The organism is Prosthecobacter sp., from assembly GCF_044222565.1.
GTDB lineage: Bacteria > Verrucomicrobiota > Verrucomicrobiia > Verrucomicrobiales > Verrucomicrobiaceae > Prosthecobacter.
In genome coordinates this window covers 70,488-82,746 of sequence record NZ_JBGANA010000019.1, presented here as the reverse complement: position 1 = coordinate 82,746, position 12,259 = coordinate 70,488, and the positions used below count along the sequence as shown (strand labels likewise).

Here is a 12,259-nt window from a genome sequence, read left to right as displayed (position 1 = left end):
TTTATGTTTGCGAAATACACCCTCATCCTGACTGCCGGTGCCTTGATGGCTTCCTCAGCCCTTGCTCAGCAGGTTACGCTGCCGCTTCCGCGTCTGCTCACGGTCATGCCCATGGGCGGCCAGGCAGGCACGACGGTCGAGGTCACCATCACCGGGGAGAATACGGAGGATATCAGTGCGCTGATGTTCTCCAATCCCAAGATTACCGCGCAGCCGGTCGCTGGCACGGAAAACAAGTTCAAGGTCAGCATCGCAGCAGATACGCCGGTGGGCGTTTATGACGCCCGTGTGATGTCCCGGCTTGGAGTCTCCTCGACACGCGCTTTCTCCGTGAACAAGCTGCCGGAGGTGGTGCGCAGCAAGCCAAACAACTCGGTGGAGACAGCCATGGCCCTGCCGGTGGGAACCATCTGCAATGCGACGATGACGAAACGGGCGGTGGATTTCTATGCATTCCAAGGCACGAAAGGGAAACGAGTGGCAGTGGACTGCGCTGCGACGGGGATCGACTCCCGGCTGACTCCGGTGGTCATTCTGGCAGACGCCAAGGGCGGCGATCTCAAAGTGAACCGCACGGGAGGCGTGATCGACTTCATTCCGCCTGCCGATGGCACCTACTTGATCAAGGTCAGCGACCTGACCTATCAGGGTGGCGACCGTTTGTTCTACCGACTTGCCCTCCAGGAAGTTCCTGGCAACGGCCCTGCGCCGCGCCAGCCGCAAACACAGACCGTCAGCGCGATGTCCTGGCCACCATCCGGCCTGGCCGAGAGCGCGAGGACGAATGAAGCGGAGCCGAACAACAAACCTGCCGAAGCGCAGAAAATCTCCCTTCCTTGCGACATTGCAGGCGCGTTCTTCCCAGCGGCAGACGTGGATACCTTCCAGTTCACGGCCAAAAAAGGCGAGACTTGGTGGGTTGAGGTGGGCTCAGAGCGGCTTGGTTTGAACACGGATCCGTTTGTCCTGGTGCAGCAGGTGAAGGAAACGAATGGCAAAGAGACGCTGGTCGATGTGGCTGAGCTTTATGACATCGCTCCTCCGATGAAGGTGACGAGCAACGGCTATTCGTATGATGGCCCGCCTTATGATGCCGGATCGCCGGATGTGAACGGCAAGTTTGAGGTCAAGGAAGACGGCACCTACCGCCTGCAGGTGCGCGACCTCTTTGGCGGCACCCGAAGCGACGCGAACAACATCTACCGCCTCATCGTGCGTCAGGCTGCGCCAGATTTCTCCCTCGCCGCCTGGGCCGTTCACATGACGCTGCGCAATGGCGACCGCGCAGCACTCTCAAAACCGATGGCTCTGCGTGCTGGCGAGACGCGTGCCTTTGAAGTTGTGGTGCAGCGCCGCGATGGCTTTGATGGAGAGATTGAGATCGGCATGGAAAATTTGCCGCCGGGCGTGAGCGCCGCGGGATTGAAGATCGCCAAGGGCAAGCCCTACGGCCACCTCATTCTCACAGCATCCAGCGATGCCAAGCGCGGCTTCTCCCTTGGCAAAGTTTTTGGAAAATCCACGATCAATGGCGCTGTCGTGACGCACCCGGTGCATCTGGCCAGCATGGAGTGGCCTGTCAAAGATGCGAAGGGCGAGATCCCAGCGCCACGTCTCATGGCTGACGTTCCGGTTTCTGTGAGCGAGTCCGAACAGGCACCGCTGACCATCGCACCTGCCGAGAGCAAGGTTTTCGAAGCCAAGGCGGGCGAGACGCTCAAAATCCCGCTCAAGCTGACCTGGCGCAATGATTTCAACGGCACGTCGATCAAGGTGAAGGCCTATGGCGATGGCTTCAGCGCCATCAAGGAGTTCGACATTCCACTCAAGGCAGCCACGTTCGACGCCGTGCTGGATCTTGCGGCATTGAAGATCGCGCCGGGAGACTACACCTTCGCCTTCCAGAGCCTGGGCATCTGCAAATATCGCTACAATCCCGCTGCCGTGCCACTGGCCGAAGCTGAGCAGAAGAAGGCAGAGCAGACTGCCATCGCAGCGGCCGCGGAGGCCAAAAAAATCGCGGCCACGGATGCCGAGGCTGCGAAGAAGGCCGCTGAAAAACAAAAGCAGGCGGATGCCGCGATGGCCGCCGCCACCAACCGCATGAAGGCCGTGACCACCGCGGCGTCCCCCACCGACACGGTGGAGATTCTGATTTCGGAACCCATTCGTGTTTCTGTAAAACCCGCAGCAGCCACCACCGCCAGCAAGTGATGAAGCCCTTTCCGCTCATTGCCCTTCTTTGCGCGTCGCTTCCAGCAGTGGCTGCCGATCTCGATTACTTTCGGGATGTTTATCCTTTTCTGAAGGCGAACTGCATCTCCTGCCATAACAAGACGACGACGAAGGCGGACCTTAACATGGAGACGCCGGAACTCATGATCAAGGGCGGCGAAAGCGGCCCCGCGATCATCCCCGGAAAGGGTGCCGAAAGTCTGATCGTGACGGCGTCACTTCATCAGAAGGACATGGAGATGCCGCCGCCGAACAACAAGTCAGGCGCGGTGAACCTGATCCCGGAACAGATTGCCACCTTGAAGCTGTGGATTGATCAGGGTGCAAAAGGCTCTGTCATGGAAGAGCGTGCCGTGGTGCTTCAGGCGTTTTCCGCCAGCATCGATCCCATCTACTGCGTGGCGATGACGAAGGACGGCCGCTATGTGGCCTGCGGTCGGTCCAACCATATCGACGTCTATGACCTGGCCACACGCCAGTTCGTCACTTACATCAGTGATCCTGCAGAGAAGAATGGCGCATCACATCGCGCCTTGGTGCAGTCTCTTGCGTTCAGCCCAGACGGCACACGTCTGGCCAGCGGCAGCTTCCGGGAGGTGAAAATTTGGAAACTGGCGGAAACCAAGCCGGCGGCAAGCACCGCAAAGTCTGCCTCGTCTCCTGCGGGTGCGGATCTTCTCAAAAAGATCGCCACCACAGGCAAGGTGACCGTGCTGAGCAGTGCGCTGTCTGCCGATGGCAAGCAGGCCGTCACCGGCTGTGATGACGGTTCCGTGCGCGTGTGGGATGTGGCTGCCGTGAAGCCGGTCATCGAACTGCGCGGCAGTGTGGCGGCTGCCAGGAAAATGGCGGAGCTGGAGTGGACCATCGCCTCGCAGACTCTGGAGCAGGCTTTCCAAAAGAGCGAAGTCGCGCGCATCGAAGCGCAGGACAAGGCGCTCGACGTTTTGCTGGGCAAGGCCAAGGAGGCAATCGTGGCCATGAGCAAGGTGCTGCCGGAAAAGCACAAAGCCGTGCCACCGACCACTGAGGCCAAGGCCGCGGCGCAAAAGGCCGTCGATGAAGTGGCCGCAAAGATCAAAGCCGTTCCTGCAGGCAAGCCCGACGCCGCTTTGGAAAAGCAGCTCAAAGATGCGCAGGAAAAGTTCATCACCGCAAACATGACGGAAGTCTCCGCGCTTGCGGCCGTCAACGCCGCGCAGAGCAACGTGAAGGATGCCGAGGACGATGTGAAACGCATCTCCGATTCCAAAGCCGTCAATGCCAAGGCCATCGCCGCGGCAAACGCGGCGAGTGCTGCCGCGAAGACCTTGCAGGACAAGGCGACGGCTGATCTTGCCGCGGCGAAACTCGAACAGACCAAGGGCGGCGCAAAACCCATTGCGGTTTCTTTCTCCGCCGATTCACTGCGGGTGGCCTCACTGTTTGACGATGGCACGCTGCGCGTGTGGGCCGCGGCCACGGGCATGCCAGTCGAGGAGAGTTCTGGGAAGACCGCCGCCATCACGACGATCACCTCCACGTCAGACGGCACGTTCACCGCCACCAAGGCCATCACCCAGACGGTGGGCAGCCCGCCACGCTGGGCATTGGAGCGAAAAATTGATCAAAAGGGTCTTTTTGCCGACCGTGTGAACGCCGTGCGCTTCAGCCCGGACGGCAAAGTACTCGCCACCGGTGGCGGCGAACTCTCGCGCAGCGGGGACATCATCTTCTTCGACGCAGCCACCGGCAAGGTAACGCAATCCTGGAAGGAAAAGCACACGGACACCGTGCTGTGCCTTGATTACTCCCCGGATGGAAAACGCCTCGCATCAGGTGGTGCGGACAAGATCGCCCGCGTGACGGACGTCGCCACCGGCAAGCAGGTGAATCTTTTTGAAGGGCACACACATCACGTCATGGGGGTGGCATTCCGCAGCGACGGCCGGGTGCTGGCCACCGCTGGCGCGGAAGGCACCGTGGTGACCTGGGACATGATCATCGGTGAACGGAAGCGAAAGATCGAAGGCTGGACCAAGGAGGTGACCTCCCTGCAGTTCATCGGTGCCACCAATCAAATTGTCACCTCCGCGGGTGACAACCGCATACGCATCGTGACCGATGATGGCACGGAAGTGCGCGCCATGGCCAATCTGCCCGATTACATGCAGGCCGCAGTCTGTGCGCCCAATGGCAGCGCCATTATAGGCGGTGGTGAAGACAGCATGCTGCGCATCTGGGACGGCGCTGGAAAGGAACTGGCGGTGTTTGGAGGGAAGTAGCCGTTCGGGGAGGAATTTCGACTCATCATTGACCGCGTGACCTCCTCCTATGTCCTCCCTCATTCAGCCTCCATCCCGCATCCGGTGCGCCGGTCCTCTGTCAAGGCGTGGCTTCATGCAGTTTGGCCTGTCCGGAATGGTGGCATTGAGCTGGCCTGACCTGCTCAGGCTCCGGGCGGAGAATGCGGCGAAGTCCAAAGCAGAGCGCAAGGCCATCATCATGGTCTGGCTGCCTGGCGGGCAGTCCCACCTGGACACGTATGATCCGAAGCCTGACTCCAGCAGCGAATACCGCGGGCCGTTCAAGACGATTCCGACGAAGGTGCCTGGAATGCACTTTACGGAGCTGATGCCCTTGCAGGCAAAGATCGCGGACAAATTCACCGTGCTGCGCTCGATGAACCAGACTGCGGGCGGCCATCCTGCTGGAACACTGCAGATGCTCTCGGGAGACCCCGACACCCGCGACAAACCGGCACCGCGCCTGCCAGACTGGATGTCGGTGGCGCATTACCTGAGGTCCAAGGAAGCTCCCCGAGCTGCGGCCCTGCCCAATTACGTCAGCGTGAATCCGATCAACTCAACCTACTGTGGCCCGGCGTATCTGGGCGAAGCTTATGCGGCGTTTGCGGTGAGTGAAGATCCGAATCGTCCCCGCTTTGAGGTGCCAAACATCGGTCTGGCAGATGAGGCGGAATCCCGGCGGCTGAGCGACCGAATCGCACTCCGCCGCAGCCTCGACAAGATGGAGCGTGCGTTTGACCGGCAGGGGGAGCTCCACGCACTGGATCAGTTTGAGTCCCAGGCGATGTCCCTGCTCACGAATTCACAAACCCGCGATGCCTTTGACCTGAGCAAAGAAGATGCGCGGACGCGGGATCGTTATGGACGCAACCGCTGGGGGCAGCAGCTGCTGCTCGCGCGCCGTCTGGTGGAGGCGGGTGTGGAAATCATCACCAGCAGCCTGCATGGCCCGCTCTGCGGACGCACGCAGGTCTGGGACGACCACGCGGTGGACCATCACATCTTTGAGGCGCTGCGGTTCCGGATGGGAAATTATGACCAGGCGGTATCCTCGCTGATCGAAGATATTTATGCGCGTGGTCTGGACAAACGGGTGCTCGTGGTCGTCACGGGGGAGTTTGGCCGCACGCCGAAAATCACCTTTGACCGCAGCACGGGCGCGGGGGACGCCAGCGGACCTGCGGGGACGCTGCAGCCGGGACGCGACCACTGGCCGAGGGCTTTTTCCAATATCTGGGCCGGCGGTGGAATCCAGACCGGGACGGCCATCGGCGCCACGGACAAACGAGGCGAAGACGTGATCGAACGGCCCTGCAGTGCCGGGGATTTTCTTGCCACGATTTACCACCATCTGGGCATCGATGCCTCCAAAGTGACGATCGAGGATTTCAACGGCCGGCCCAGGCCCATTGTCGATCACGGACGTCCGATCTCAGAACTGATCGCGTGAGTTTTGTCCAAGCATTACCAGATAAACACAAGCAACGCCGAGCGTATTTTTAAGAGCATGTCATCCATCATTCAGTCTCCATCCCTTGTTCGTTGTGCCGGTCCGCTGTCGCGCCGTGGATTCATGCAGTTTGGCCTGTCGGGAATGGCGACTCTGAGCTGGCCGGGGCTGCTCAAGCTGCGCGCGGAGAATGCGGCGAAGCCGAAGGGTGAGCGCAAATCAATCATCATGGTCTGGCTGCCGGGCGGGCAGTCGCACATTGACACTTACGATCCGAAGCCGGAGGCCAGCAGCGAGTACCGCGGTCCGTTCAAGACGATCAGCACCAAGGTGCCCGGTACGATATTCACGGAGATGCTGCCGATGAACGCTAAGATTGCAGACAAGTTTACGATTGTGCGATCCATGCATCAATCCGCAGGCGGGCACCCGGCGGGGACCATGCAGATGTTTTCCGGTGACAGCGACACGCGCGACAAGCCGAAGCCGAGACTGCCGGACTGGATGTCCGTGGCGCATTACCTGCGTGCCAAGGACGGTGGACGTTCCAATCCGCTGCCCAATTACATCGGCGTGCCTGCAGCCTCGCCCGAGTATTCCAGCCCGGCGTATCTTGGGGACGCGTATGCACCCTTTGCGGTGAGCGATGATCCGAACCGCCCGAGCTTCCAGGTGCCGAACATCGGCCTCTCCGATGATTCGGAAACCCGCCGTCTCAGCGACCGCATCGCGCTGAGGAAAAGCTTGGACAAGATGGAGCGGGCGTTTGACCGCGAGGGCGAGCTTGGAGCGCTGGATGAATTTGAAGCGCAGGCGGCCACGCTGCTGACAAACCCGCATACCCGCGATGCTTTTGACCTGAGCAAGGAAGATCCCGCCATTCGGGACCGCTACGGGCGCAACCGCTGGGGGCAGCAGCTTCTGCTGGCACGCCGCCTGGTTGAATCTGGCGTGGAAATCGTGACCAGCAGCCTGAGCGGCCCGCTGTGCGGACGGGTGAACAACTGGGATGACCATGCGGTAAACCAGCACCAGTTTGAAGCGCTGCGTTTCCGCATGCCTACCTATGATCGTGCGGTGTCCGCGCTCATCGAGGACATCTATGCGCGCGGGCTGGACAAGCGTGTGCTGGTGGTCGTGACCGGAGAATTTGGCCGTACGCCGAAGATCAGCTTTGACCGCAGCACCGGCGCTGGTGATGCCAGCGGACCCACCGGAACGCTGCAGCCAGGCCGTGACCACTGGCCGCGGGCCTTCACCAATGTGTGGGCGGGTGGTGGCATCCAGACAGGCGGCGTCATTGGCGCCAGCGACAAACGCGGTGAAGACGTGGTGGAGCGGCCTTGCAACGCCAGCGACTTCCTTGCCACGATTTATCATCACCTTGGCATCGACTATTCCAAGGTGACCATTGATGACCTGAATGGCCGCCCTGTGCACATTGTGGAAAATGGCAGACCCATTGCGGAGCTGATCGCGTGATGATTTGTGCTGTTTAAGAGCGTAGAAGAGTGCCATGCAACTTCGGCCAGCCCTTCTTCTTGGTTTGTACCTGGTCCTTTCCAGCGCGCCCGCGCAGGAGATCAAGGACGGACAGTTTTCCGTGGTATCGAATCTCAAGGCGGGGGTGGCGAAGGTGGACATCACGCCGCCTGATGCTTCGGCGATCAAGATTGTCGGGCATGTGCGGCAGGTCACTGGTGTGCGGGATCCGCTGCGTGCCGGGGTTTTGATTCTGGATGACGGCGAGACCAAGGCTGCGATCGTGACGATGGACACCATCGGAGCATGGGACGACATGGTGAGGGATGCGCGCGCGCGGATCGAGGCCGAGGCGGGCGTGCCGGCCGCGAACATTCTCATCGCCGCTTCACACAACCATTCGGCCCCGGGCTACCTCGAGAACATGAGATGGGCGGCGGTTTTGATCAACAAGCTCGGAGCGGCCGCCAAGGAGGCTGCCGCAGGCATGAAGACGGCAAGCCTAGGTTATGGGGAAGATCGCATCAGTTTCGGCATCAACCGCCGCAAGACCTACGATGGCCGTGCGGTGGTGAGCCTGAACCCCGAGGGACCGAACGACCCGCGAGTGAAGGTGCTGCGCTTCGATGATGGCGCCACGCTCACGCCTATGGCTGTGATCATGCATGCGGTCTGCCATCCTTGTTTTTTCACGTGGGGTGACAAAGGCACGCAGCCTTATCCGAAGGGGTATCCAAAACTGAGCGCGGACTTTCCGGGCGAGGCGCAGACATTTGTGGAGATGTGCTACGCGCAAAAAACGAGCGCCCTCTTCATGCAAGGCTGCGCTGGAGACATCCGACCGAACCTGCCGGGTTACCCCTACCGCTGTGCTGATGAGGCGGACATTCAGTGGGCGGGGCGGGATCTCGGCGGTGCTGTGGCGCGTGCGGCGTCTTTCAGTGTGACGCGGGAGCAGTTGCGCAAACGCGAGACTTTTTATCCGATTCGTGTGGCCAGCGAGGTGGTGGAGCTTCCTGGCAAAGAGCAGCCGGTGCGTGCGGAACTGATGGCGATGAAGATCGGCCCGTTTCTGCTGCTGACCATGCCAGGGGAACCGATGGTGGAGTATGGGTTCAAGCTGGAGAAAGCCATCGCGAACCGGGCCACGCCCATCATCGTCGGCTACGCCAACGGAAACATCGGATACATTGCCACCGAGGAATCCCACAAGGTGGGTGGGTATGAGCCGAATTTGTCGAAGCTGAAGCCTGAGGCTGAGCCGATCATTTTGCAGAAGCTTGGCGAACTGGCGGACCGGGTCGTTGGAGATGTGTTTGCGAGTTTTTCGAAGCACCCCAAAGATCTGCTGAAAAGGGAAGCCGAGGAGAAGGCCCGGCTGCAGCCAGCGGCCTCCACCCGACCCTGAACCCTCGCATTTCAATGGATCATTTGCCCTTCAGGTCCTGTGTGGAGAGATGGAGGCGAGAAAAACCTGCCAAACAATCATGAGCAACGACGAAGCAGCACGACGCGCCTACTGGACCGAACAAATGGAGCAAGGCTATGCTATCGTGCAGAAGCTTATCGAGTTTCCAGTGAATGAGTGTGGTGAGCGTTTTGCCTCGATCCCCGATGCTGCGGCTGCCGCGGGTGTGGAGATGCTGTTCTCCACCAGCAAGATTGCTGGCGATCTCGAGCGGGTGTACTTTCTGCGCGAAAGTCTGGTGCGTGATGTTGTCACCATCGGGCGCGAGATGAATGAACGCGGCTGGGTGCTGAAGATCGAGGACGGCTTTCGATCGCTGGACATGCAGCGGCAACTGGTGCGCAAGCCCTCGGTGTTCGACACGGTTTTGAAGAAATGCATCTGGGAGCTCGGCGGGGAGATCCCAAGCACGGAGATGATGTTCCGGCGCGCCATCGTGCTGACGGCGAACATGCCCAAGATTGGGGCGCACATGTCGGGATCGGCCATCGACATTTCGGTCTTCCGGCGTGACGATGGGAGCGAGGTGTGGCGTGGTTATCCGTATCTCGAAATGAGTGAGTGCACGCCCATGCGGTCGCCATTTGTGGCACCTGAGATTGTGGCGACTCGACTGGAGATTGCCGCGATGATGGAGAAGCATGGATTCATTCATTTCCCGTTCGAGTTCTGGCACTTTGATAAGGATGACGCCGGGATGCACATTCTCACCGGAAACCCAGCGCCCTGCCGCTTTGGTCCGGTGAACTGGGATCCGCGGACCAATGAGGTGACGCCTGTGCCTGATCCGCTCGCTTTGCTCAATCCGCTGCCGGTCATCGAAAAAGAAATCGCCGCGGCTCTGGAACGTGCCCGAAACACCTGATCTCATGAAACCACTCCCTCTCCTTTTTTTGCTGCCAGCCATGGCAGCGCTGGGCGCAACGCCGACCAAAGCGCCTGTGGTGCCAGACCAACTGCCGCCGCAGATCGAAACATTGCAGCCTGGCGTCAAACTCACCCTGCTGGCCGAGCATCCTGACCTGGTCACGCCGACGGGCATCGCGGTGGACAAGAACGGGAACATCTATTCCATCTCCTGCCACACGCACTTTCGTCCGGATGATTATGACGGGCCGGTGCATGATGAGGTGGTGGTCTTCGATGCGAACGGCAAAAACCGCCGGGTGTTTTACAACAAGACAGACGCGACGATGCATGTGGAGATCGGCCCGGACGGGTGGGTCTATCTCGCAGAGCGGGACCGTGTGCTCCGCGTGAAGGACAGCAATGGTGATGGTGTGGGCGATGTGGAGGAGAATCTGGCCACGCTTGATTCGGTGGCGGATTATCCGCACAACGGTCTCAGCGGCATGGCCTGGCATCCGGACGGAGGGCTGGTGTTTTCGCTCGGGGAGAACTTTGGCAAGGACTGGACGCTGACGGCCAAGGATGGCAGCAAGGTGAGCGGGCGGGGCGAGGGCGGTGTGTTTCGCTGCACGGCGGATGGCTCGCAGATGCGCCGGATTGCCCGGGGGTTCTGGAATCCGTTTGGGCTGCTGGTGCGCAAAGGTGGAGAGATCTTCGCGGCGGAGAATGATCCCGGAAGCCGTCCGCCGTGCCGGCTTTTGTATGTCGTGGAAGGAGCGGACTATGGCTTCCAGTGGGTGTATGGCAGCGCGCCGGTGCACCCGTTTGTGGGCATGAATGGCGAGCTGCGCGGCACGCTGGGCATGGTGCATCCCTGTGGAGAAGGACCTTGCGCGATCGTGGATCTGGGGGGCGGAGTACTGATTCCGAGCTGGAGCGATCACAGTGTCGATTACTACCCGCTGACGCGGAAAGGGGCGGGTTATAACTCAGAGCGCATTCCGCTGGTCAAGGGCAGCGACTTCTTTCGACCGACGTGCATGGCCGTGGGACCTGATGGCGCGTTTTATCTCAATGACTGGGTGTTCAGCTCGTATCCCATCCACAAGCGTGGGCGGCTTTGGAAGCTGGAGATCGATGCAGCGAAAGCGCCGTGGGTGAAGGAGAAGTCCGATCCGCCGAATGATGACGCACGACTGGCTGAGGAGCTGCGAAGCGGCAAAGCCAAGTCTGAAACCAACAAGCTGCTTCAGTTTGCACGAGGCACGGACGCGTACCTCGCGGATGCGGCTCTGACCGCCCTGGCGCGTGAGGAATGGACGGCTGAGAAGGTGAAGCAGTTGAAGCCGCAGGACAGGCTGCAGGTCTTCGTGGCACTGCGGCGGCGTGATTTAAACGACGACCAGTGGGTAAGGGCGTTTTTTGGGGACAGCGATCCCGAAATGCGCTTCGAATGCCTGCGCTGGATTGCGGATGGGGTGCTGACGAAGTTCACACCGCAGGTGGAAGCTCTGCTTGCCGATCCGACACTGGACTACCGCTTGTTTGAGGCTGTGCTGGCCACCTGGAACACGCTGCGCGGTGATCCGGGCGCGGGAGTGACGAATGCTGAGGTGCTGGTGGAACGAATCATTAATCCAAAGACGCCAGCCCGGCTCAGGGGCTACGCGCTGAGACTGGCGCCGGCAACGCACAAGCAGATCACGGTGCCGCTGCTGCGTGAACTTTTTGCCATGGGAGATGAGGTCCTGTCCCAGGAAGCGGTGCGCACTCTGGCGGCGCGTAATGCCGATGACGCACGCGCAGTGCTGGCGGAGATCGCCGCGGATGAGTCGCAGAAGTCCGGGGTACGGGCTGACGCCATTGAGGGGCTTGCCAGTTCTACCAAGGCCGAGGAACAGGCGCTGCTGGTGAAGCTAGCGGCGGGCAAGGAGGGCAGTTTGCGCGATGAGGCGCGAAGGGCGCTGCGCTACACCGACAAGGACAGCTGGTTTAAGATGAGCACGGCGCGCCCTGTTTTTGAAGACACGGATGCCTGGCTGAAGATTTTGGATGCGCTGCCTGGAAAGGCGGATGTGGAAGCGGGACGGCGGATCTTTTTCCATTCCAAGGTTGGTTTGTGCGCCACCTGCCACCGACACAGTGGCCGGGGCAATGTGGTGGGGCCGGATCTTAGCCTCGTCTCGAAGCAGGGGGATCGCGCCGCGATATTGCGTTCGATCCTTGAGCCGAGCCGCGAAGTCGCGCCGCAGTATTACCCTTCACAGGTCAAGCTGAAGGATGGGAGCGAGTTCACCGGCATCATGCTGCGCTCCTCTAACACCGAAGTGTTTCGTGACCTGACTGGAAAGGAGCGTTCGTTTCCTCAGACGGACATCGTCAAGAGGACGGAGCTGAAAACATCGCTTATGCCGCAGGGGCTTCCTGTTTCCCTGACAGATGTGGAGCTGCGCGATTTGCTGGCGTTTTTGACGGGTGCTCCGTGAT

The 12,259-nt window shown here is 60.4% G+C and carries 7 protein-coding genes; all 7 read left to right on the top strand.

Going from position 1 to position 12,259, the window contains the following annotated elements; translation table 11 throughout:
* The first annotated feature begins 3 nt into the window (after positions 1 to 3).
* A complete protein-coding gene (locus ACILSR_RS23815) occupies positions 4 to 2,214 on the top strand; it encodes a serine protease (protein ID WP_395752307.1) in 2,211 nt (736 codons plus the stop codon).
* Positions 2,214 to 4,499 (top strand): c-type cytochrome domain-containing protein, encoded by a 2,286-nt coding sequence (locus ACILSR_RS23810; RefSeq protein WP_395752306.1) that lies wholly within the window; start codon positions 2,214 to 2,216, stop codon positions 4,497 to 4,499. Before ACILSR_RS23815 ends, ACILSR_RS23810 begins: the two co-directional genes overlap by 1 nt.
* A gap of 49 nt (positions 4,500 to 4,548) precedes the next feature.
* On the top strand, positions 4,549 to 5,973 hold the full coding sequence (locus ACILSR_RS23805; protein WP_395752305.1) for a DUF1501 domain-containing protein: 1,425 nt from the start codon (positions 4,549 to 4,551) through the stop codon (positions 5,971 to 5,973).
* Positions 5,974 to 6,030: 57 nt separating this feature from the next.
* Positions 6,031 to 7,455, top strand: a complete 1,425-nt coding sequence (locus ACILSR_RS23800; protein ID WP_395752304.1) for a DUF1501 domain-containing protein — start codon at positions 6,031 to 6,033, stop codon at positions 7,453 to 7,455.
* A 34-nt stretch (positions 7,456 to 7,489) separates the two neighbouring features.
* Entirely contained in the window at positions 7,490 to 8,863 is a 1,374-nt protein-coding gene (locus ACILSR_RS23795) for a hypothetical protein (RefSeq protein WP_395752303.1), read from the top strand.
* Between the two features lie 79 nt (positions 8,864 to 8,942).
* On the top strand, positions 8,943 to 9,788 hold the full coding sequence (locus ACILSR_RS23790) for a M15 family metallopeptidase (RefSeq protein WP_395752302.1): 846 nt from the start codon (positions 8,943 to 8,945) through the stop codon (positions 9,786 to 9,788).
* Between the two features lie 4 nt (positions 9,789 to 9,792).
* Positions 9,793 to 12,258 (top strand): PVC-type heme-binding CxxCH protein, encoded by a 2,466-nt coding sequence (locus tag ACILSR_RS23785; protein ID WP_395752301.1) that lies wholly within the window; start codon positions 9,793 to 9,795, stop codon positions 12,256 to 12,258.
* Position 12,259: the final 1 nt, after the last annotated feature.

What these genes read in the sequence shown, in the direction of transcription:
- ACILSR_RS23790 (WP_395752302.1), top strand. Translation starts at nt 8,943, where the DNA reads ATGAGCAACGACGAAGCAGCACGACGCGCCTACTGGACCGAACAAATG.
- ACILSR_RS23810 (WP_395752306.1), top strand. Translation starts at nt 2,214, where the DNA reads ATGAAGCCCTTTCCGCTCATTGCCCTTCTTTGCGCGTCGCTTCCAGCA.
- ACILSR_RS23800 (WP_395752304.1), top strand. Translation starts at nt 6,031, where the DNA reads ATGTCATCCATCATTCAGTCTCCATCCCTTGTTCGTTGTGCCGGTCCG.
- ACILSR_RS23785 (WP_395752301.1), top strand. Translation starts at nt 9,793, where the DNA reads ATGAAACCACTCCCTCTCCTTTTTTTGCTGCCAGCCATGGCAGCGCTG.
- ACILSR_RS23805 (WP_395752305.1), top strand. Translation starts at nt 4,549, where the DNA reads ATGTCCTCCCTCATTCAGCCTCCATCCCGCATCCGGTGCGCCGGTCCT.
- ACILSR_RS23815 (WP_395752307.1), top strand. Translation starts at nt 4, where the DNA reads ATGTTTGCGAAATACACCCTCATCCTGACTGCCGGTGCCTTGATGGCT.
- ACILSR_RS23795 (WP_395752303.1), top strand. Translation starts at nt 7,490, where the DNA reads ATGCAACTTCGGCCAGCCCTTCTTCTTGGTTTGTACCTGGTCCTTTCC.